The sequence below is a fragment of the Micromonospora sp. NPDC049204 genome, from assembly GCF_040647935.1.
Classification (GTDB): Bacteria; Actinomycetota; Actinomycetes; order Mycobacteriales; family Micromonosporaceae; genus Micromonospora.
The window spans coordinates 1-18,401 of sequence record NZ_JBEZDC010000015.1 but is presented as its reverse complement, the minus strand read 5'-3'; the positions used below and the strand labels follow the sequence as shown (position 1 = coordinate 18,401).

Genomic DNA, 18,401 nt, shown 5'->3' with positions numbered 1-18,401 from the left:
CCCGGCAGGAATGTAGCCGGGTCCACGGGGTACGCGGGGAGCGCTCCGGGGCCGCCGCTGGGCGGGTGGCCGGAGGTTGACGGAGGGGGCGGACTATGGCGGGCACCAATCCGACGTGGGAGTGCCGGTGATGCGGGTGCGCTCCGCGTCCGCACCGGCCCCCGGCCGGCCGGTGAACGAGGACCTGGTCTTCCAGATCGGTCCGCTGGTCGGCGTCCTGGACGGCGCGACGGTGCCGGAGGGCTTCGACACCGGCTGCGTGCACGGGCCGGAGTGGTACGTCCGGCACCTGGCCGCCCGCCTCGGCGTCGCCGAAGCGGCACGCCCGGCGGCACGGCTGACCAGCAACCTGGCGGCGGCCATCCTCGCCGTGCGCGCCGACCACGGTGGGCAGTGCGACCTCGACCATCCCGGCACCCCGTCCAGCACCGTGTGCCTGCTGCGGGACTGCGGCGACCAGGTGGACTACCTGGTGCTCTGCGACAGCCCCCTGGTCCTGGACGCCGGCGGTCAGGTCAGCGTGGTCACCGACAACCGACTGGACGCGGCGATGGTCGAGCTGCGGGAGACGGTGGCCGCCCTGCCCGGCGGCGCGGCGGATCCGGTCACCCGGTTCCGGCACGCCGTGAGCGTGCAGCGGGAGCGGATGAACCGTACCCACGGCTACTGGGTGGCGGCCGCCGACCCGGACGCGGCCTTCCACGCGGTGACCGGGACGATGCCTCGGCGAGGCCCGACGGCGATCCGCCGGGCGGCGCTGCTCAGTGACGGCGCGTCCAGCGCGGTGGAGCAGTTCGAGCTGACCGACTGGGCCGGACTGTTGGACCTGTTGAGCGCCGACGGGCCGGGTGCGTTGCTCGACCGGGTCCGGGCGGCCGAGCGCGACCACCCGGACCGGTTGCGCCGGCACAAGCCCACCGACGACGCGTCGGTGGTGTTCTGCGAGTTCGCGCCGGCGGTTTGAGACCGTTACACCCGGTCGGGTGACAACAGAGCGTGATGTGGAACACCCTGCCCGCCCGACCGGCCGGTACCGCTGTCCGGACCGCCAGTGGATGGCCAATGGGGTGGACTTCGGCCGATGAGCGCGGCAGACTGCGGCACGTGGCGGGTGCGGTCCGGCTGGAGCCGGTGGACGAACAGAACCTGGAGCCGTTGCTCTCCGTAGCGGCTGCCGAGGCGGAGCCCAGCGATGTGATGCCTCCGGTCGAGGCCCCCGCCGGCTGGTCGCTCGCCCGTCGCGAGGCGTTCCGGGAGTTCCATCGGGCCAGCTTCGGCGGGCTGGACGGCCCCACCCGCTCGCAGATGTACGCGATCCTCGTGGGCGGCGAGGTACTGGGTATGGTTCGGATGACTCGCTGTGACGAGCCCGGCACGGTGGAGGCCGGCATGTGGCTCGGTCGCTCGGCGCGCGGGCAGGGGATCGGCGCGGCCGCCCTGCGGGAGTTGCTGAACGCCGCCGCTCGGGCGGGCATGCGGGTGGTGGTCGCCGAGACGACTCCGGACAACTTCGGCGCGGTCGCCGTGCTGCACCGGTCCGGCGCCAAACTGTACGAGGAAGACGGCAAGGTGCGTGCCGAGATCTGCCTGGACTCGACCCCGCCGGCGCTCTGAGGCGGTCCGGCGTGCCCGGGCGGGTCGGCGGCGACCGCAGGGCCGCCGCCGACCGCCTGGATCAGGCCGGCACCCGCACGATGTCGTAGTCGGTGGTCGGCGTCGACTCCACGTCGAACCGCCCGTTCACCACGTACAGCGCCGAGCCGAGCAGGTCACCGGTGGCCGGCGACCGTAGCAGCGGACTCGTGATCTCCCGCTGCACGGTCCCGGCGGTGTAGCCGGCGTTCAGCCGGACCACCGCGATGACGTTGCTCAGGTTCCGGATCACGTAGAGGGTGCGACCGCGCAGCACCAGCCCGTCGGCCCGGTCCACCGAGTAGCCGCCGAGGTGGAAGACGCGGCTGCCACCGGTGCGCGGGTCGACGCGGACGAGTTGGCCGGTCAGCATCTGCGCGACGAGCAGGTCGCCGTCCGGAAGCGCCACGATCCCGTTGTTGAACGCGTCGGGTGTCGCGCCCGGACCGGTGAGCGGCAGCACCCGGACGGCGGCGGGGGCGGGCAGGCGGCCACCCGGACCCAGCGGCACCACGTACAGCACCGGTCGGGTGGAGTCGGTGAAGTAGACCGCCCGGTCGGTGATCACCAGGTCGTTGACCAGGGTGTTGGGGTCGGTGGTGAACGGGTAGTGGGCCAGCCTGGCACCGCTGGCCGGGTCGTACACGCTGGCGCCACCGCCGGTGAAGTCGGCGGTCCAGAGCCGGCCCCGAGAGTCGATCTTGATCCCTGCCTTGGCGGCGCCAGGTGTGCCCGGGATCAGCACCGAGCCGCGCCCGGTGCGGAGGTCACCCCGCCACACCGCGCCGTCCAGCACGGACCCGACGTACACCGTCGTGCCCCGACCGATGGTCAACCCTTCCGGGGTGAAACCGTCGGGCAGGGCGATCCGGGCCGGGAACGGCTTCGTCGGATGGGCGGTAGCCGGCGCACCGACCGTGGCCAGGGTGGCCGCCGCGACCAGGGGGACGAGGAGAAGGGACAGCAGCTTGCGCAAGGAACACCGCCTGACGTCCAGGTGGAGGACTCCACAGAGGAATGTGACGCCCTAACAACACTCCGGAGGCACCAAAAGGTTGGGTGCGGTGCTCAGTCCCGCCGGGCGGCGTACGCGGCCAGCGCGGCGACCTGCGCCGGATCCAGCGAGGGGCGCACCCGTGCCCGTGCCGTCGAGACGTGCCCGGCGGTGACCGTGGCGGCGGTGAGAGACTCCCGCATCGCGGCCAGCGCCGCCTCCCGGACCAGCGCCGCGCAGTCCGCCGCGGAGAAGCCGGTCAGCTCGTCGCCGAGGGCGGCGAGGTCGACGTCCGGCGCCAGCGGCACCTGCCGGGACGCGGCTCGCAGGATCTCCGCGCGGGCCGGCCCGTCCGGCGGTGGCACGTAGACCAGCCGCTCCAACCGGCCCGGCCGCAGCAGCGCCGGGTCGATCAGGTCGGGCCGGTTGGTCGCGCCGACCACCACCACGTTGCGCAGCGTCTCCACCCCGTCCAGTTCGGTGAGCAGCGCGGCGACCACCCGGTCCGTGGTGCCCCCGTCGGTGGCCTGGCCGCGTACCGGCGCCAGGGCGTCCACCTCGTCCAGGAAGATCAGGGTGGGGGCCGCCTCCCGTGCCCGGCGGAACAGCTCGCGGACCGCGCGCTCGCTCTCGCCGACCCACTTGGAGAGCAGTTCCGCGCCCTTCACCGACAGCACATTGGCCCGCCCCGACCCGGCGAGCGCGGTGACCAGGTAGGTCTTACCGCAGCCCGGTGGCCCGTAGAGCAGCACACCGCGGGGCGGCTGCACCCCGAGCCGGGCGAAGGTGTCCGGGTAGGTCAACGGCCACAGCACCGACTCGGTGAGCGTCTGCTTGACGTCGTCCAGGCCACCCACGTCGTCGAGGGTCACCGAGGCCAGCTCCAGGGTCGACGCCGCCATCGTGGTCGGCCGGACCACCTCCCGGGCGGCCGTGAAGTCCGCCATCGACACCGTCGGCGTCTCGGCGGACTTCTGCCGCAGCGCCGCGCGTACCCCGGCCTCCCGGACCAACGCGGCCAGGTCCGCCGCGACGAACCCGGGGGTACGCGCGGCCACCTCGTCCAGCCGAACGTCGTCGGCCAACGGCACCTGTCGGGTCAGCACGGTGAGCTGTTCGCGGCGCAACGCCTGGTCGGGAAGCGGAATGCTGATCCGCAGCGACAGCAGGTCGGGTGCGCGCAGCGCGGGGTCGACCGCCTCCGGTCGGCCGGTGGCGCAGACGACCGCTACGCCGGCCCGCACGCACTCCGCGAGCACCTGGCGGAACACCGTCGCCACCGGGCCGGGCTCGTCCGCCGGTGCGAGCGCCTCGACGTCGCTGACCAGCAGCACCGCCGGCCCGCCGGCTCGGGCCGCCGTCGCCGCGGCACGCAACCGGTCGGCTGCGGCCTGGTTCGTCGACGCGGCCACCTCGGGTGCCCACAACGGGTGGACGCGGGCACCCACCCGGGCGGCGACGGCCCGGACCAGCGCCGACTTCCCGGAGCCGGCCGGACCGACGAGCAGCACCCCCAGCGAGATGGTGGTGCCCAGCCGGCCCAACACCTCCCGGTGGTGGAAGCCGAGGTCGAGCAGCTCGGTCAGCTCCTCGGCCTGGGTACGCAGCCCGGGAAGCTCGTCCACGTCGGGCACCCCCTCCGCCGGGACCGCCTCGGTGACCGCACCCGGCCGGGCCGGCGCGGTATCGGCCGGAACTGGCCCGCCGTGGGTGGCGGGACCGTGCTCCCAGCCGATCATCGTGTCCATGGTGACCAGCGCGCCGGCGGCCGGCTCGACCGTACGCACGGTGAGCAGGGTGCTGGTCCAGGCGACACCGACAGTGTTGGCGAGGCTGCGCCGAGCCGCCTCGACCAGGCTGCGCACCGAGGCGTCCGGCAGCACGTCCTGTGGCAGCAGCGACACGTCGTCGCCGCCGGTGAGCACCTTGCCCAACAGGGCCAGCCGGAGCATCTCCGGGCTGACCGCCGCGACCACCTCCACCGGCCCGGCCAGGACGACCCGGGCCGCCGGCACCAGCGGCACCGGGCTGACCCGCACCTGGGCGCCGTCGCGCACACCCAGGTTGCCCAGGGTCAGGTCGTCGGCGTACAGCAGGGAGCTGCTCGCGCCCGGCGCGGCGGTCGCCACGATTCCCGCCGTCTCTCGGCGGCCGGCAAGCCGGACCGGGTCGCCGGGCCGCAGCCCCAGCGCGGTCAGCGCCTCCGGATGCAGCCGCACGATGCCCCGCCGGGCGTCCAGCGCGGCCGGCCGTAGGCTCGCCGTCAGGGTCAGGTCGGGTTGCGCCACCGCCCGACCGTAGCCGCCGCGGGCCAGCCCCGCCGGTCAGCGCCGCGGATCCAACTCGTCCAACAACGACGGATCCCGTCGGATCAGCTCGGCCAACCGGGCCGCCGGGTCCGGGGTCAGCCCGTCCGGGCCGGGCGCCCACTCGGGGACCGTCCGGCCGGACAGCGGCCAGGCCGGCGGGGGTTCCACCGGCGGCGGCGGGGGCACCGGCCCGACCGTGACGTCCGGCCCGTCCCAGGAGACCCGCATGGGGTACGTCCGACCCTCGTGCTGCACCTGCACCGTCACCACCAGCCCGGGATGGCCGCCGACGACCTGGCGGATCGCCTCGGCCACCTCCTCGACCGGACCCCACCCGGGGACCTCGCCCGGGGAGTCCGCCCCCGCGTGCCGGGGGTCGTGCCGTCCCGGCCCGGCGCCGCGGACGTCGTCCGTGCCCGGCCCCGGAAGGCCCGGCGGCGGGATGCTGTCGTCACGGTCGTTGGTCCGCCGGCGCCGCGCCTCCTCGCGCCGGGCCAGTCGGGCCAGCGTCTCGTCCAGGTCGCCCCTCACCAGATCACCTCTTCCCGCACGGCCGGAGCCGTTCGGCTCAGGCTTGCCTGTCCCGGGTGGCACGTTCCAGCGCACGGTCCAGGACGACAAGCAGGGCGTCCCGCACCGAGAGCCGGTCCCGGGCGTCGAACTGCACAAGGGGCACGTGGTCACCGATGGCCAGTGCCCAGCGGATCTCGCCGAGTTCCAGGGCCAGCCGCCCGTCGAAGGCGTTGACCCCGACCACGAACGGCAGCCCGGCCCGTTCGAAGAAGTCGATCGCGGGGAAGCAGTCGTCCAGCCGGGCGCTGTCCACCACGACCAGCGCGCCGAGCGCCCCGCGGGCGAGGTCGTCCCACATGAAGCCGAACCGGGCCTGCCCCGGCGTGCCGAACAGGTAGAGCTTCAGACTCCGGTCGATGGTCACGCAGCCGAAGTCCATCGCCACCGTCGTGGTGGTCTTGGTGGAACGGATACCCGGATCGTCCACGCCGATCCCGGCGGTCGTCATCTCGGCCTCGGTGGTCAGGGGAGCGATCTCGGAGATCGCACCCACGGTGGTGGTCTTGCCCACCCCGAACCCACCGGCCACCAGGATCTTGACCGGGATCGGCGGTGCCGCCGGCTTACCGACCGGCGGCGAGGGCCTCCCCGCGCCGGATGGCGGCTGGTACGGCGGCGGCGGTGGGCCGGCGCGTCCGACTGCCGGCCCGGCGCCCGGCACGGCGTAACGGGCGGCGGCGCTGTTTCCGGCGGCCCCGCCGAGCGGGGCGACCGGCCATTCAGGAGATCGCACGAAGTCCATCAATCACTCGCAGGATGAGGTCGGGGTCGGCGGCGTCGTTGGTGTCGCTGACGTGCACGTCCAGGTGCCCGGCCGCCCGTAGGTCGCCGACCAGGACCCGCGTCACGCCCAGGTGCAACCGGGCGCGGGCCGAGATCTCGGCAACCGAGATCGGTGCGGCGCAGAGCGCGATGATCGCCTGGGATTCCGGTGCCAGCAGGGCATCGGGAGCGCCGGTCGGCCAGCCGCCGTCCATCCGGGCGGTCACCTGCGTCTCCAGCCCGATCGCCGGGTCGGCACCCGCCACCCGTCCGGAGGTGAGCACGAACGGACGGGGACCGGCTGGTCGACCATCGTCCGGCTCCGGCTCGGGCAATGCCGGCGCCATCACCTCGCCCGCGTCGGTCGGGCGAGGCGTGTGCAGGTACGGGCGGATCCGGGTCCTCGGTTCCGGGTCCGGATCCTCGCCGGCGACGTCGGGGGTCACTGCTGAACGGCGTTCTTCAACTCGACGATCAGCCGCGGGGTCAGGGCACCACCGGCCCGCCCGGCGAAGAGCGTCATCTCGTACGCGACGGTGCCCAGGTTGGCTGACCGGTCGGCGACCACCCCGAGCACGGAACCGCTGCTGATCGCGCTGATCAGCAGGTAGCCGTCGGCCATGTCGACGATCACCCGGTTCAGGCCACCGAGGGCGTACCAGCTGGCCGCCCCACCGGCGAGACTCGTCATCCCGGAGACCACCGCGGCCAACCGCTCGGCGTTGGACCGGTCCTTGATCGCCGACATGGCCATCAGGAGGCCGTCCGAGGAGACCGCGATCGCCTCCAGGACCCCGGCCGTGCCGGAGGTGAAGGAGTCCAGCAACCAGTTGAACGTGCGGGCCTCCGGGCTGAGGTCCCCGCTCGCGCCGGACTGGCTCTGGTCGACGTTGTCGTGCAGGAAGGGACTGGTCACCGTGATGATCCTTCTTCGTTCCGGCGGTCAGGGCCGACTTCGCGGAGCGCGCGGGCGACGCCCTCCTCGAACTCGCTGATCTGCTTGCGGACCTCGGCCGGGTCACCGAGGTGCGTACTGGGTGGCTGACAGGCCGGGACGACGGTGAGGTTCGCCCCCGGCACCCGTCGGCTCAGTCGGGGCCGACCCGGGGTGGTGTCGGACGGGTCGGCGCCACCGGCCACCGTAGGGCCGACGCCGCCCGGTGTGCTCGGCAGGTCGACGGTGTTCAGTTCGGCCCGGCGTACACCGGCCTGGAACGCCTCGACCAGGGCCCGCGCGGCGGCGGGGTCCGCACTGGTGGCGTCCACCGGCCGGGTTGGTGGGGCGGCGGCGTGCAGGCTGGCCCCGGGCACCCGCTGCCGAACCCGGGGAGTGCTCGGTGCGCCCGACGGTTCCGGTTCCGGGGCGGCGGGTGCGGCCTGCTGCGGCGGCTGCCCGGGGCCGAACGCGTTCCAGGACGGGCTGGCCTCCAGGCTGCGGGTGGCCCGGCTGAGCAGGTCCGAGTCGAAGCGGGTTGGCTCGGTGACGGTCGTCGTGATGGACCGTGTGGCGCGCTCGGACGCGGCCGCCGTACGCCGGTCCCGCTCCGGCACCGAGGCCCGGGCGACGGTGCTCCCGGCCGGGTCGGCACGGCGCAGCACAAGTGACGTCGACGGGATCTCCAGGTATGCCGTCACTCCACCGCCGGTGGTGGCGGCCAGTCCCACCTCCCAGCCGTGGCGCCGGGCCAACCGGCCCACCACGAAGAGGCCGAGCACCTCGGTCGGTGCCAGGTCGAGTCGTTCCCGGCGGGTGAGCCGGGCGTTCTCCTCGGCCAGCCGTTGCTCACCCATGCCGATGCCGTGGTCCACGACGGTGACCCGCGCGCCGATGCCGGACGTCTCGGCGGTCACCAGCACCCGGGTGTGCGGCGGGGAGAAGGCGGTGGCGTTCTCCATCAACTCCGCCAGCGCCAGGATGAGGTCGCCGACCACCGCCGGGGCGGCTGAGATGCCCGCCGGCACCCGCACCTCCACCCGGGTGTAGTCCTCGATCTCGCCGAGCGCCAGCCGGACCACGTCGGCCAGCGGCACCGGCGCGGTGTGGGCGTCGGCGCCGGCCGAACCGGAGAGCACCACCAGGCTGCCGGCGTTGCGTCGCAACCGGCTGGAGATGTGGTCGAGCCGGTACAGGTGCTCCAACCGGCCCGGGTCGGCCTCCTGCTTCTCCAACCGGTCGATCAGCGCGATCTGCCGGCCCACCAGGTTCTGGGTACGCCGCCCGACGTGGCCGAACATCTGCGCCACGTTGCGCCGGCCGGCGACCTGCCGCTCGACCAGCCGCGCGGCGGTGCTCTGCACCCGGTCGAAGGCCCGCGCCAGGTCGCCGATCTCGTCGTTGGCCCGGATGTCCACCGGTTCCAGCCGGATCGGCTGGGGGCTCTCCCCCTCGTCGTCGGTGACCCGGACCAGCTCCGCCTCGGCGACCCGGGCGACCCGGTCCGCCGAGCGGGTGAGTCGGGTCAGCGGTCGGGCCACCGTCCGCGCGACCGCCGCGCTGAGCAGCACCACCAACGCCAGGATCAGGGCCGCGGTGGCCCCGACCAGGTACGCGGCCGTCAGCGCGCGCCGCTGCTCGGCGGTCACCTCGGTGAGTACGTCGGCGACCAGCTTCTTCTCCACGAACTGACCGAGCCGGATCATGGTGCGGACGGCCGGGAAGAGCGCCTCCATCGGCACGTCGCGGACGGCGCTGGCCGGGTCGCGGGCGCTGGTGGCCAGGAAGTCCGAGCTGGTTCGCGCGGCCACGGCCGCGTCGTTGAGCTGGGCCACCTTGAGCTGTTCGGGTGTTATCAGGCTGCGGAAGCGCTGGTTGTCGACCAGGAGCGCGGCGATGCACGCCACGTATCCGTTGATGGTGTCCGAGGTGCCGACCGCCTTGACCAGCAGGCTCAGGGTGGCGCAGGCGCCCAGCCCCTCGTCGGCGCGGAGCAGCCCGTCGAGGGCGAGCACCTGACGGCCCGGCAACGTGTCGGTGTCCACCCCGAACACCAGACGCAACGAGTCGATCAACCCATTGTTGACCGGGCCGAACGCATCCATCACCTGGCCCGGGTTCGCGACCCGGGCCAGCACGGACGTGCGCAGCTCGATGAGACTGGACACCCCGTCCAGGGCGTGGTCGACCCGGTCGGTGAGCGCGCCGCTGCGCCCGGCCCGCAGGTCGGCCACCCGGTCGTCCACGTCGGCGGACTTGCGGACCACCTCGCCGCGCTCGACCCGGCCGAGCAGGAAACCAACCGAGAGGATGCGTTCCTGCTGGAGGTCCTGGACGAGGCTGCCGACCCGGCTGGCGAGCCGTACCCGCTCGGCGGTGTCGCTGGCCCGCTGGGCCGCGCCCACCCGGTCGAGCATCACGGGCACGGCCAGGCCGACCATGCTGAGCAGCGGGATCACCACGAGCAGCGCGAGCTTGCCGCGGATCCGGAGCCTACCGAGCAGCATCGAAGGCCCCCCACCGCGCGGGCTCCGCGTCGCGCGCCACGTCGGCCGGTTGCAGCCCGCGCGGGTCGTTGGGCACCGGTTGCCACGAGTCTGCCGGCGCAGGGGTGTCGGCACTCTCCGCGTGGGTCACCGCCAGGGCCGCCCGACGCCGCGCCCGGCCACCGGCGGCGACCTGCAGCGCGGCGAGCCAGCTCAGCAACAGCACCGCGAGTACGCCCGCTGCGCCGATCAGCCATCGGTCCCGGTTGAAACCGTCGATGCGTTCGACCAGCAGGGCGTCCAGTTCGGCGAGGATGACCGGCTGAAGTTGGCGGGCCGCCCGGTGCGTGTTGAGTCCGGCGGCGCTCAGATGACCGGGGTCCACCACGCTCGTGCCGTTGGCCGGAGTGGAGTACGCGGCCAGCGCCTCCACCGAGCGTTGGTAGGTGTCCAGTGGGGTGAGGACGTTGGCACCGAGATCGGTGCTCTCCGAGCCGTCCACGGCGGAGCGCAGGTTGTCGACGAGGTCACCGGCGGGTGCCAGGGCGGCCACCCGCAGGCCGGCCAGCTCCATCATGCCGCGTGGTTGCTCGGCGGCGGGCCGGCGGGAGACCAGCATGCCCAGGTCGGCGAGCCGGCCGGCGGCCACCACCGCCTCGGGCAGTTCCTGGCCGGCGCTGCCCTGGAGGAAGAAGGAGTCAGCGACGGGATCACGGACCAGCCCGGAACTCTCCCGGACCTTGCGGTGCAGTGCCAGCAGCAGGTCCGAGACCTCGCTGTACGCCGTGTAGGCGGCCTCCGGGTCGGCGGGGCTGCGGCCGCGCAGTGCTTCCACCTTGGCGCGTACCCCGGCCCAGCGTTCCTGGCTGAGCAGCTCGGCGCCGATGCGGGCGTCCACCGCGGCGGCCTCCTCGACCGCCCGGTTCAGCGCGTCGCCGGACACGGGTCGATTGCTGACCGCGGCGGACTGGGCCTCCACGAGGGCGTCGGTGACCGACCCCAGCGCGGTGAGGTACTGCACGCCGAGTCGCTCCCGGGCGGCGAGGTCCCGGTCGTCGGTGGTCTGCTGCCAGGCGAACGTGACGAGCAGACCCACCGGTGCCAGGAGTGCCCCGACAAGCAGCAACGGCAGCAGTCGGCCCAGGGTGGACGGACGTCGACGGGCCCGCGGCGCGGGGACTGTCATGGTTGTGTCTCCTCCGGCATGGGGCGCGGATCGGCGCAGTGTCGGGTGACCCCGACAAGTCCCGTGCACCGGACCGGAAAACTAACCGACCCCCTCGCTGGTCAGGCCTCGGTGGACGAGTCAGGTTCGCGTCACTTCGAGCAATGTCACCATTCGCCCCCGTTCCCGACACGCTCTGTTTCGTCAGTGGGTGTGACATGGAGGGATGCAGGCCGATATCCGTGAAAGATCGGAATTCACGGGATCCGAACTCAACTCACTGTGCCGCGTCGGACATGGCGCGCTCGCTGCCGTCCGTGCACCGATCGGGGCAACCGGACGGACGTACGGCGGATCTCAGCCAACGCTCAGGCTGCGGGCCGTACCGTGTGCCGCATGACATCGCCGTCGCCGGCCGCGTGGTTCCGGCGTGCCCTGCCCACCCGCCGCCGCGCGATCGCCGCGGCGGCGGTCGTCGTGCTGCTGGCCGCCGCCGTGACCTGGGCGGTGTGGCCACAGGGGTCGGGCGTTCGCAGCACGAGCGAGATGCTCACCGTCCGCTCCGGACCGTCCGACAACCAGCCGGTGGACCTGGACACGACCTTCTACCTGCCCGGCGACGCCTCGTCCGCGCGGAAGGTCCCGGCGGTGCTGTTGGCACACGGATTCGGCGGCACGAAGGAGTCGGTGCGCTCCGACGCGGAGGAGTTCGCCGGGCGCGGCTACGCGGTGCTCACCTGGACCGCGCGGGGTTTCGGCCGCAGCGGCGGTGAGATCCACCTGGACAGCCCGGACTACGAGGTGCGCGACGCGTCTCGGCTGCTGGACTGGCTGGCCGCCCGACCGGAGGTCCGCACCGACGCCGCCGGTGACCCGAAGGTCGGTGTGGTCGGCGGCTCGTACGGCGGTGGGTTGGCGCTGTTGCTGGCCGCCCAGGACCGTCGGGTCGACGCGATCGTCCCCATGATCACCTGGAACGACCTGTCCCGTGCCTTCCTGCCGGAGAGCACCGGCGGGGCTTCGACCGAGGGCGTGTTCAAGAAGGGCTGGGCCGGTCTCTTCTTCGGCGGCGGCGGCAACGTGGGTTCCGGCCCGGCGGGGCTGTCCGGCGGGACCGCCGCCCAGCCGCAGGGCGCACCGGCGTCGGCCGGCCCGCCCAGCCCGGGGCCGGGCGCCGGTCCGGGCAGCGGTCCCGGTGGTGCCCCGGCCGGTGCGGCCGACCCGTCCTGCGGCCGGTTCGCGGCCGACGTGTGCGCCGCGTACCTGCGGATCGCCACCACCGGGCGGGCCGATCAGGCGGCCGTGGACCTGCTGCGCCGCTCCAGCCCGGCGGGCGTACTGGACCGGATCAAGGCGCCCACCCTGCTGGTGCAGGGCGAGGCGGACACGCTCTTCCCGCTCGGCGAGGCGGACGCGAACGCGAAGGGCATCGCCGCCGCGGGCACCCCGGTACGGGTCGCCTGGTTCACCGGTGGGCACGACGGTGGCAGTGGACCCCGGTCGGACGAGGACCGGGTGAAGTTCCTGACCGTCCAGTGGCTCGACCACTACGTCAAGGGCGAGGGCGACGCTCCCGGCGACGACTTCACCTGGTCGCGGATCGCCGGTTTCGACGCGCTCGACCGGGGTCTGGTCGCGACCGGATTCCGCCGCGCCGACTACCCGGGTCTGACCGGCAACGCCCGCCGGGAGGTCACGGTCGCCGGTCCGGCCCAGCCGATCGCGAACCCGCCGAACGGCAACCCGGCCGCCATCTCCTCGATCCCGTTCGCCGGTGGGCTCACCTCCCTGCTGGACGGCGTGGCCGGTGACGTTCCCGGCCAGCACGCCCGGTTCGAGTCGACGCCGTTGACCGAGGCGGTGGACGTGGCCGGTGCGCCCACCGTCACCCTGCGGGCCGCGTCGCCGACCGGCACGGCGGTGCTCTTCGTCAAGCTCTACGACGTCGACCCCGACGGCGCGGCGACCCTGCCGAACGGGCTGGTCGCCCCGATCCGACTCACCGGCCTGCCGCAGCGTGTGCAGGACGCCACCCCGGTCACCGTGACGCTGCCCGGGATCGTCCGCCGGGTGGAGGCCGGGCACCGGCTGCGGCTGGTGGTGGCCACCTCGGACCAGGCGTACACCACGCCCGCCGAGCCGACCGTCTACACGGTGTCGGCGGACGGCGCGGTCAGCCTGCCCACGGTCGACGGCGAGCCGATCCCCACCGCCGCGACGCTGTGGCGCTGGGTGCTCGCCGGTCTGCTCGCCGCCATCGCGATCGGCCTCGTCGTGGTCGTCGCCGTGCTGCGCCGCCGGCATCGCCGCCAGGACCGGTCGGTGCACCCGGAGTACGCGGACACGCCGTTGGCCGTGCGCGCGCTGCGCAAGGAGTACGCGGACGGCTTCGTGGCGGTGTCGAACGTCGACTTCGAGGTGCACCCCGGTCAGGTGGTGGGTCTGCTCGGACCCAACGGCGCCGGCAAGACCACCACCCTGCGGGTGCTGATGGGGCTGACCCAGCCGACCGCCGGGGAGATCTACGTCTTCGGTCGCCGGCTGGTGCCCGGCTCGCCGGTGCTGTCCCGGATCGGCGCGCTGGTCGAGGGACCCGGTTTCCTGCCGCACCTGTCCGGGTTGGAGAACCTGAAGGCGTACTGGCGGGCCACCGGCCGGCCGTGGGAGGACGCCCAGTTCGACGCGGCCCTGGAGATCGCCGGACTGGGTGACTCCGTACAGCGGAAGATCAAGAACTACAGCCACGGTATGCGTCAGCGGCTGGCCATCGCCCAGGCCATGCTCGGGCTGCCCGAGCTGCTGGTGTTGGACGAGCCGACGGACGGGCTCGACCCGCCGCAGATCGCCGAAATGCGCCGGGTGCTCCAGCGCTATGCCACGGACGGGCGGGCGGTGCTGGTCTCCAGCCACCTGTTGGCCGAGGTGGAGCAGACGTGCACCCACGCGGTGGTGGTGAACAAGGGTCGGATCGTGGCGTCCGGGCCGGTGGAGGAGATCGTGGGCGAGTCGCCGAGTGTGCTGTTCGACGTCAGCGACCCGGTGGCGGCGCGGGCGGTGCTGGACCGGCTGCACGGGGTACGGGTGCTGCCGGAGAGCGACGGCCAGTTGGTGGTCGACACCAACGGCACGGCTCGCAGCGAGGTGGTGGCCGAGCTGGTGCGCGCCGGCATCGGGGTGGACCGGGTGGTGCCGCGACGCCGCCTGGAGGACGCGTTCCTCGCCCTGGTGGGCGACAACTCTCGGGGAAGCGGTGACCGGTGATGGCTGTTACTGGCGCGGGTGCGGCCCAGGGCTACCGGCCGTCGGCCACCATGCCGTTCGGGGCGGAGTTCCGCCGGCAGGCGTCCCGGCGGCGTACCCAGCTGGCGCTCGGGTTCATGGTGCTGCTGCCGCTGATCATTCTGATCGCGTTCCAGTTCAACTCCGGTGGCGACGACGACAACGGCAACAACGAGTTCGCCAGTCTGGTGGACCTGGCCACCTCCGGTGGGCTCAACTTCACCCTCTTCTCGATCTTCGTCTCGGCGTCGTTCCTGCTCGTGGTCGTCGTGGCGCTGTTCTGTGGCGACACGGTGGCCAGTGAGGCGAGCTGGGGCAGCCTGCGGTACCTGCTGGCAATCCCGGTGCCCCGGGCCAGGTTGTTGACGGTGAAGCTGGTGGTCGCACTCGCGTACTCGGGACTGGCTCTTGTGCTGTTGGCCGGCACCGCGTTGTTGGCCGGCACCCTGCGCTACGGCTGGTCGCCGCTGCGCAGCACGGTCGCCGCCGAACTGGAACCCACCGAGGGGCTGCTCCGGTTGCTGGCCGTGCTCGGCTACCTGGCGGTCGTACTGCTGGTGGTGGCCGGATTGGCGTTCCTGCTGTCGGTGACCACGGACGCCGCGCTCGGCGCGGTCGGCGGTGCGGTACTGCTCTGGATCCTGTCCAGCATCCTGGACCAGATCACCGCCCTGGGCGCGTTGCGCGACTTCCTGCCCACCCACTTCAGCACCGCCTGGCTGGGGTTGCTCTCGACCCCGGTGCAGACCGACGACGTGGTGCGCGGCTGCATCTCGGCGATCAGTTACGCGACGCTGTTCTGGGGGCTGGCGTTCTGGCGCTTCACCCGCAAGGACATCACGTCGTAGCGGCGGGGCTCACAGCCGGCCGTCGGGCGTGCTCACCGACGACGGCACCGCGCTGGGCGCCGGCGGCCGGGCCGGCCGGGTCGGCGCCGGCGCGGACGGTTCGGCCTTCTTCCAGGCGCTGACGCCGATCCGGCCGGTGTTGCCCAGGTCGATCGGTCCGTCCGGGTCGACCTCCTCGGCCGGCTGCCCGGCCGCGGGTGCCACCGTCAGGTACTCGCCGTTGGTGGCCACCACCGTCGAGTCGGTGACGAGGTTGCGCCAGAGCAGCACTGCCGTGGCCCGTTCGTTCGGGGCGAGGGTGACCTCCCGGGGCGGTTGGTCGAAGCCCGAGGTGATCTCCTTGCCACCGTTGACCACGCGCAGCAGGACCGGCTCGCGCTGCTCGTCGAACACGTGCAGCACCGGGTATCCGTTGAGCTGGTACGGGCGGTCGCCGCAGTTGACCAACTCCAGGCCGAGGGCGCGTAGGCCCATCGCGGCGTCGCCACCGGTCGAGCGGATCCGGATGCCGGTGGCCGGGCAGTCGGCCAGCGGGTCGGTGCTCGCGGACGGGCTCGGCGCGGCCGGCGGGGGGCCCGGCGGATCCCCACCCTGGCCCCGATGGTCGTCGGAGGTGCAGCCGCCGAGCGCGAGAGCCGCCGCGACCGCCGCGCTGATGCGCAGCCGTGCTGCCGTGTCGCGGGAGACCATTCGTTGATCCTCGCCCACGTGGGCGAGCCGCCGCCGCGCGGCCCCGACAGTCGGGTGTGCCCTCCCGGACGGCGTCGATCACGAGGAGCACCGCGAGCGCTTCGGGCGTACCGATTTCGGCGACGCCACCCATGCCCGCGATCCCACTGAGCTACGTCGACATCGCCGCTCGGATCAAGGCCGACGAGTACAAGCCGGGCGCCAAGCTGCCGTCCTACACGCAGCTCGGCAACCTCTACCCGGTGTCGTTCTCGACTGCCGCACGCGCTGTGGCGCTCCCGCGTGACCGTGGTGTCGTGGTCGACGCACGGGGTTGTCCACTGACGCCCAACCCCTGCCCCGGGGCAGGCCCGGCGGACCACCCGCCCCGTCGATCATGAGGTTATTGCCGTCCTTCGCGCGTCCTGACAATAACCTCATGATCGACGCTGGGAGACTGAGGATTCGCGCAAGATCCGTTGATCATGCGGCTCGTACCGCTCCTTGGGGGTCCGGGATCTGGTCCTGCTGGTGCCCGGGGCCGTCGGGTAGGCCGTACCCACACTATGGGAGCGTGCCCACGGTGGCTGCTTCGTCCTTGAATTCGCTCTATCCGCAGCTCAGGGGCCATGGCGACGCGTCTGCGACGTTACGGGCGCTCGACGCGGGGCTGTGGACACCGGTACATTCCGACCGGGGACTTTCCCACTAGCAAGGAATTTATAACCTTCGATACTTCCATGCCTCACATTGAAGAGATCTCAACCCTTCGATGGAGGTACCGATGAACGCTTCTCGGCTCGGCGGGCCGACCCTGTCCCTGTTCCGCATCGTGATCGGCCTGCTGTTCACGTTGCACGGCCTGACCTCGGTCTTCGGGTTGTTCGGCGGCAACCCGATGACCGGTACGGCGATACCCATCGGCACCTGGCCGGGCTGGTGGGCCGCACTGATCCAACTGGTCTGCGGCGTACTGGTGCTGGCCGGGCTCTTCACCCGGCCCGCCGCACTCCTCGCGTCCGGCTCGATGGCGTACGCCTACTTCGTGGTGCACCAGCCGGACGATCTGCTGCCGCTGCACAACGGTGGTGAGCTGTCGGCGCTCTTCTGCTGGTCGTTCCTGCTGGTCGCGGCCCTCGGCCCGGGTTCCTGGGCGCTCGACACGCTGCTCGCCCGTGGTCGCGACGTTCGGCCCGCGCCTGCGGTGCCGGCGACCGAGCCCAGCTCGATGGTCATCTGACCGCACCCGTACCGCGCGTCGCCGGAGCCTCGACGAGGCGGCTCCGGCGACGCGCCCGGTCCGGGTTGCAGGGGTGGAACTGGCGATCTCGCGGACTTGATGCGCACTGCCACCATTGGCCGTTCAGCTGGCCAGCAAGGCCGGTGCCGGGGAGCCCACGGGGCGTCGGCGCATGACCTCCGCGATCGTCGTTTCGCCCGAGAGTCCGAGGTCCCCCAGTGGTCTGGCGGCAGCATCGAGATCCTCGGCGTTCGTGAGATGGAACGACCAGAGCAGCTCGTCAGCTACGTTGCAGACCACCACCGCCGCGTCGCCGGACGGATGAAGCTGAGCGGAGATGTCGTGCAGTGCGTCCGAGGGCACCGCGGCGATGAAAAGCACCTCGCCCGTCCTGGTGCGTGGCGACGAGAGCAACTGCTCCCGCTGCTCCGCCACAGTGAGAGCGGCACGTAGGCGCTGTGCGGTGGCGGAACGCTCAGTCCGGTGCCCATCCTGACTCTGGCGGATGATGTAACTCGTGCCAGCCGAGTCGTACACGTCCTCCACGTGGACACGAATCTGTACTGGCAGTGGGACATCGGCGAAGCGGAGGATTTCCGGCAGGTCTGCGCGCAGTTGAAGCAGGCTGCTGCGCCCGCCCATCAGCCCCGGTATCTGGGGGCTGTGGAAGGCCCAGTCCTCGTCATCCGTGTTCGGGCTGATCACGATCAGATCGATGACGTTTTCACGCACTCTTCAGCACCTCCCTGGCTTCCTCGGGGGTGAGCCCGACCTGTTGTACCAGTATGACGCCGACCGCGCGTGGTGAGACGGTGGATTTGTCGTGAAAGGCAAAGGTGATCGACACCCGACCGTTGGCAACGAGGCGGCGATGAGAGCCGGACTGCCGCTCGACCCGGTAGCCGAGTTCGCCCATGAGCAACCTCAACAAGGCTCTCGCCTTCAACGATGGCCACTGGCTCCCCATGCACAGCAGTTTCCTCCATCCGAGCGTGTCTCACCCGTACCGACACTGACCGTTGGTGATGCTGTACTCAGTGCACGCACCGCTTGTCCGTCAGGCCCATCTACGCCGAGGTGTGTGCGCCGAGCACCGCGTCCAGGAGGCCGGGGTAGAGGCGGTCCAGCTCGTCGCGGCGGAGCCGGACCAGGCGGCTGGTGCCGGCGGCCCGGGTGCGGGTCAGGCCGGCCTCGCGCAGCACCTTGAGGTGGTGGCTGCGGGTCGCCTTGGAAACGCCGAAGTCGAAGCTGCCGCAGGCCGCCTCGCCATTCTCGACAAGCGCCCGCACGATCTGTAGCCGCACGTCGTCGGCGAGTGCGGCCAGCACGGTGGTGACCGGTACGTCGGTCAGGTCGGGTTCGTGCGGCTCCATGTGACCAGTGTAACCCTTGTTCGACAACTCTCGAACAACGCCCTAGGCAGTGTCTTCAAAGGATCATGGTGTCGGATGATGTAGGGCGTGAGTCGTCGCTACGAGTTGTCTGACGTCGAGTGGGATGCGCTATCGCG

Annotated in this window: 18 protein-coding genes; 6 read left to right on the top strand and 12 right to left on the bottom strand. The window is 72.4% G+C overall.

The window, feature by feature from the left end; genetic code table 11:
- Positions 1–130 precede the first annotated feature (130 nt).
- Together AB0A90_RS25235 and AB0A90_RS25230 are read left to right on the top strand one after the other, a co-directional pair.
- The gene (locus AB0A90_RS25235) at positions 131–964 is read left to right on the top strand and encodes a hypothetical protein (protein ID WP_357253040.1); all 834 of its coding nucleotides are present in this window, start codon (positions 131–133) and stop codon (positions 962–964) included.
- Positions 965–1,104: 140 nt separating this feature from the next.
- Positions 1,105–1,614, top strand: coding sequence for a GNAT family N-acetyltransferase (locus AB0A90_RS25230; RefSeq protein WP_357252603.1), 510 nt, complete (start codon positions 1,105–1,107; stop codon positions 1,612–1,614).
- 61 nt (positions 1,615–1,675) lie between these two features.
- Here the strand turns inward: AB0A90_RS25230 and AB0A90_RS25225 are convergent, their stop codons facing one another.
- The 8 genes from AB0A90_RS25225 to AB0A90_RS25190 all read right to left on the bottom strand — a co-directional run bounded on the left by AB0A90_RS25225 (position 1,676) and on the right by AB0A90_RS25190 (position 10,876).
- Positions 1,676–2,608 carry a superoxide dismutase gene (locus AB0A90_RS25225; protein ID WP_357252600.1) on the bottom strand — a complete coding sequence of 311 codons (933 nt, stop codon included), beginning with the start codon at positions 2,606–2,608 and terminating at the stop codon, positions 1,676–1,678.
- 92 nt (positions 2,609–2,700) lie between these two features.
- On the bottom strand, positions 2,701–4,914 hold the full coding sequence (locus AB0A90_RS25220; protein ID WP_357252597.1) for an AAA family ATPase: 2,214 nt from the start codon (positions 4,912–4,914) through the stop codon (positions 2,701–2,703).
- A gap of 36 nt (positions 4,915–4,950) precedes the next feature.
- On the bottom strand, positions 4,951–5,466 hold the full coding sequence (locus AB0A90_RS25215; protein WP_357252594.1) for a hypothetical protein: 516 nt from the start codon (positions 5,464–5,466) through the stop codon (positions 4,951–4,953).
- A 37-nt stretch (positions 5,467–5,503) separates the two neighbouring features.
- A complete protein-coding gene (locus AB0A90_RS25210) occupies positions 5,504–6,250 on the bottom strand; it encodes an ATP/GTP-binding protein (RefSeq protein WP_357252591.1) in 747 nt (248 codons plus the stop codon).
- The gene (locus tag AB0A90_RS25205) at positions 6,228–6,716 is read right to left on the bottom strand and encodes a DUF742 domain-containing protein (protein WP_357252588.1); all 489 of its coding nucleotides are present in this window, start codon (positions 6,714–6,716) and stop codon (positions 6,228–6,230) included. Before AB0A90_RS25205 ends, AB0A90_RS25210 begins: the two co-directional genes overlap by 23 nt.
- The gene (locus AB0A90_RS25200; RefSeq protein WP_355027544.1) at positions 6,713–7,186 is read right to left on the bottom strand and encodes a roadblock/LC7 domain-containing protein; all 474 of its coding nucleotides are present in this window, start codon (positions 7,184–7,186) and stop codon (positions 6,713–6,715) included. Before AB0A90_RS25200 ends, AB0A90_RS25205 begins: the two co-directional genes overlap by 4 nt.
- Positions 7,183–9,711: a sensor histidine kinase gene (locus AB0A90_RS25195; RefSeq protein ID WP_357252584.1), complete on the bottom strand. Its 2,529-nt coding sequence runs from the start codon at positions 9,709–9,711 to the stop codon at positions 7,183–7,185. The genes AB0A90_RS25200 and AB0A90_RS25195 overlap by 4 nt, the downstream gene beginning before the upstream one ends.
- Entirely contained in the window at positions 9,698–10,876 is a 1,179-nt protein-coding gene (locus AB0A90_RS25190; RefSeq protein ID WP_357252581.1) for a hypothetical protein, read from the bottom strand. Before AB0A90_RS25190 ends, AB0A90_RS25195 begins: the two co-directional genes overlap by 14 nt.
- A gap of 375 nt (positions 10,877–11,251) precedes the next feature.
- Here AB0A90_RS25190 and AB0A90_RS25185 point away from each other — a divergent pair, with 375 nt between their 5' ends.
- Together AB0A90_RS25185 and AB0A90_RS25180 are read left to right on the top strand one after the other, a co-directional pair.
- Positions 11,252–14,116, top strand: coding sequence for an alpha/beta fold hydrolase (locus AB0A90_RS25185; protein ID WP_357252578.1), 2,865 nt, complete (start codon positions 11,252–11,254; stop codon positions 14,114–14,116).
- Positions 14,116–14,982 (top strand): ABC transporter permease subunit, encoded by an 867-nt coding sequence (locus AB0A90_RS25180; RefSeq protein WP_357252575.1) that lies wholly within the window; start codon positions 14,116–14,118, stop codon positions 14,980–14,982. Before AB0A90_RS25185 ends, AB0A90_RS25180 begins: the two co-directional genes overlap by 1 nt.
- A gap of 9 nt (positions 14,983–14,991) precedes the next feature.
- Here the strand turns inward: AB0A90_RS25180 and AB0A90_RS25175 are convergent, their stop codons facing one another.
- Positions 14,992–15,672: a DUF4232 domain-containing protein gene (locus AB0A90_RS25175; RefSeq protein ID WP_357252573.1), complete on the bottom strand. Its 681-nt coding sequence runs from the start codon at positions 15,670–15,672 to the stop codon at positions 14,992–14,994.
- 131 nt (positions 15,673–15,803) lie between these two features.
- On the opposite strand from AB0A90_RS25175, the gene AB0A90_RS25170 reads away from it, so the two are divergent.
- Positions 15,804–16,052, top strand: coding sequence for a GntR family transcriptional regulator (locus AB0A90_RS25170; protein WP_357252570.1), 249 nt, complete (start codon positions 15,804–15,806; stop codon positions 16,050–16,052).
- A 383-nt stretch (positions 16,053–16,435) separates the two neighbouring features.
- On the top strand, positions 16,436–16,891 hold the full coding sequence (locus tag AB0A90_RS25165; RefSeq protein ID WP_357252568.1) for a DoxX family protein: 456 nt from the start codon (positions 16,436–16,438) through the stop codon (positions 16,889–16,891).
- Positions 16,892–17,014: 123 nt separating this feature from the next.
- On the opposite strand, the gene AB0A90_RS25160 is transcribed toward AB0A90_RS25165, so the two are convergent.
- The 3 genes from AB0A90_RS25160 to AB0A90_RS25150 form a co-directional block, all read right to left on the bottom strand.
- Positions 17,015–17,623, bottom strand: a complete 609-nt coding sequence (locus AB0A90_RS25160) for a hypothetical protein (protein ID WP_357252565.1) — start codon at positions 17,621–17,623, stop codon at positions 17,015–17,017.
- Positions 17,616–17,807 carry a type II toxin-antitoxin system HicA family toxin gene (locus tag AB0A90_RS25155; RefSeq protein ID WP_357252562.1) on the bottom strand — a complete coding sequence of 64 codons (192 nt, stop codon included), beginning with the start codon at positions 17,805–17,807 and terminating at the stop codon, positions 17,616–17,618. The genes AB0A90_RS25160 and AB0A90_RS25155 overlap by 8 nt, the downstream gene beginning before the upstream one ends.
- A 151-nt stretch (positions 17,808–17,958) precedes the next feature.
- The gene (locus tag AB0A90_RS25150) at positions 17,959–18,264 is read right to left on the bottom strand and encodes a metalloregulator ArsR/SmtB family transcription factor (RefSeq protein ID WP_357252559.1); all 306 of its coding nucleotides are present in this window, start codon (positions 18,262–18,264) and stop codon (positions 17,959–17,961) included.
- Positions 18,265–18,401 lie beyond the last annotated feature (137 nt).

Excerpts from the sequence above, each read along its gene's own strand:
- AB0A90_RS25235 (WP_357253040.1), top strand. The coding sequence starts at position 131 with ATGCGGGTGCGCTCCGCGTCCGCACCGGCCCCCGGCCGGCCGGTGAAC.
- AB0A90_RS25210 (WP_357252591.1), bottom strand. The coding sequence starts at position 6,250 with ATGGACTTCGTGCGATCTCCTGAATGGCCGGTCGCCCCGCTCGGCGGG.
- AB0A90_RS25195 (WP_357252584.1), bottom strand. The coding sequence starts at position 9,711 with ATGCTGCTCGGTAGGCTCCGGATCCGCGGCAAGCTCGCGCTGCTCGTG.
- AB0A90_RS25190 (WP_357252581.1), bottom strand. The coding sequence starts at position 10,876 with ATGACAGTCCCCGCGCCGCGGGCCCGTCGACGTCCGTCCACCCTGGGC.
- AB0A90_RS25185 (WP_357252578.1), top strand. The coding sequence starts at position 11,252 with ATGACATCGCCGTCGCCGGCCGCGTGGTTCCGGCGTGCCCTGCCCACC.
- AB0A90_RS25180 (WP_357252575.1), top strand. The coding sequence starts at position 14,116 with ATGGCTGTTACTGGCGCGGGTGCGGCCCAGGGCTACCGGCCGTCGGCC.
- AB0A90_RS25175 (WP_357252573.1), bottom strand. The coding sequence starts at position 15,672 with ATGGTCTCCCGCGACACGGCAGCACGGCTGCGCATCAGCGCGGCGGTC.
- AB0A90_RS25170 (WP_357252570.1), top strand. The coding sequence starts at position 15,804 with ATGCCCGCGATCCCACTGAGCTACGTCGACATCGCCGCTCGGATCAAG.
- AB0A90_RS25165 (WP_357252568.1), top strand. The coding sequence starts at position 16,436 with ATGAACGCTTCTCGGCTCGGCGGGCCGACCCTGTCCCTGTTCCGCATC.
- AB0A90_RS25155 (WP_357252562.1), bottom strand. The coding sequence starts at position 17,807 with ATGGGCGAACTCGGCTACCGGGTCGAGCGGCAGTCCGGCTCTCATCGC.
- AB0A90_RS25150 (WP_357252559.1), bottom strand. The coding sequence starts at position 18,264 with ATGGAGCCGCACGAACCCGACCTGACCGACGTACCGGTCACCACCGTG.